The organism is Streptomyces sp. UNOC14_S4 (assembly GCF_020740835.1).
Classification (GTDB): domain Bacteria; phylum Actinomycetota; class Actinomycetes; order Streptomycetales; family Streptomycetaceae; genus Streptomyces.
Genome location: NZ_JAINFC010000953.1, coordinates 1 through 1129, shown reverse-complemented (window position 1 = coordinate 1129; position 1129 = coordinate 1). Strand labels below are relative to the sequence as shown.

Annotated in this window: 2 protein-coding genes; both read left to right on the top strand. The window is 67.6% G+C overall.

Going from position 1 to position 1129, the window contains the following annotated elements; genetic code table 11:
• Positions 1-256 precede the first annotated feature (256 nt).
• Positions 257-511, top strand: coding sequence for a hypothetical protein (locus tag K6I34_RS37265; protein WP_229332441.1), 255 nt, complete (start codon positions 257-259; stop codon positions 509-511).
• A 131-nt stretch (positions 512-642) separates the two neighbouring features.
• A complete protein-coding gene (locus K6I34_RS37260; protein ID WP_229332440.1) occupies positions 643-972 on the top strand; it encodes a hypothetical protein in 330 nt (109 codons plus the stop codon).
• Positions 973-1129 lie beyond the last annotated feature (157 nt).

Sequence of the window (1129 nt, the reverse complement as noted above, 5' to 3'; positions counted from 1 at the left end):
CGTACGAGCGCCGTGGCTGTTCCCCGGTCCCTCCCCGGAGGGGCATCCCGACACGACTGGGTGATCGGTGGATCGGTGACGTGTCCTGTATGCATATGCGGCGTTGGGTTCGCGGAGGGGATGACGAGGCCAACGGCTCTCGTACGCACCTGAGTTGTGCCAATGACAAAGGGGCGGGAATTCACGAGCCGGGGTCCGGGGAGGGCCGGCCGTAACGGTGTCATCCCAGAGGGAGGGATGAAACTTGGGATGCACCGTGACGTTCGAAGAGCTCGACCGGCTCTTCGGTGAGGAGCTTCCCCCGCGGACCGTACTGTCCAGCGTCGCCTCGGCGGGCTCCGAGGAGCTCTACCCGCTGCTGGTGAGAACGGAACACGGGACGACGGTGGCCTACGCCTGCCAGTACAAGGAGGAGCCGGGTGGCTACGGCCTCCTGGCCGCCCTGGGCCTGGCGCCCAGCACCTCCGGGCACACCATCACGTGTGTTCCCGCGGCGATTTCCCAGCACTGAAACAGGTGTTGAAAAGGACTCGTTCCCGGCGGAGCGCCGCAGGGAACGGCTCGCCCGGCCGCCGATGCGCGGTCCAGGCGTAAGAAAAACCGCAGAAAAACCAAAGAAAAATCGAGAAAAGGGGAATGATCATGGAAAACACCATCAGCTTCGACGAGCTCCGCGAGGTCGAGGGTGAGGTGCTGCCCGAGCGCACCGTCATGGGTGTGCTGTCGACCCCGCTCCAATACGGCGTCGACGGCGGTGACGGCACGGCCGGCAGCGCCAGCAGCAGCTCGGCGGCGAGCTCGGGCGGCGGCGTGTTCGCTCCGGCCCCCGGCCCCGACCACCACACCACCATGCTGTCGGCCTGCCAGTCCATCGACCGGCAGGGCACCCCGGGCCTGCTGGGCTCGCTCGGACTGGGCTCCGAGAACCCGGCCAGCGGTGTGACCTGTACGCCGGCGGCCGTCGCCAACTGACCGTACGGCGGGTCACCGGACCCGCCAGGCGGGGAAGGGCCTCCTGCCCGGGCCCTTCCCCGCCTCTTCGCTTGCCCGACCCCTGCCGTCACCCATGTCGTCACGATGCCGTGACCGATGCCGTATGGAGAGCGCCCATGTCCTGTCTCCTATACAC

Bases quoted from the DNA above. Each gene is read 5' to 3' on its own strand.
- K6I34_RS37260 (WP_229332440.1), top strand. From the start codon at position 643: ATGGAAAACACCATCAGCTTCGACGAGCTCCGCGAGGTCGAGGGTGAG.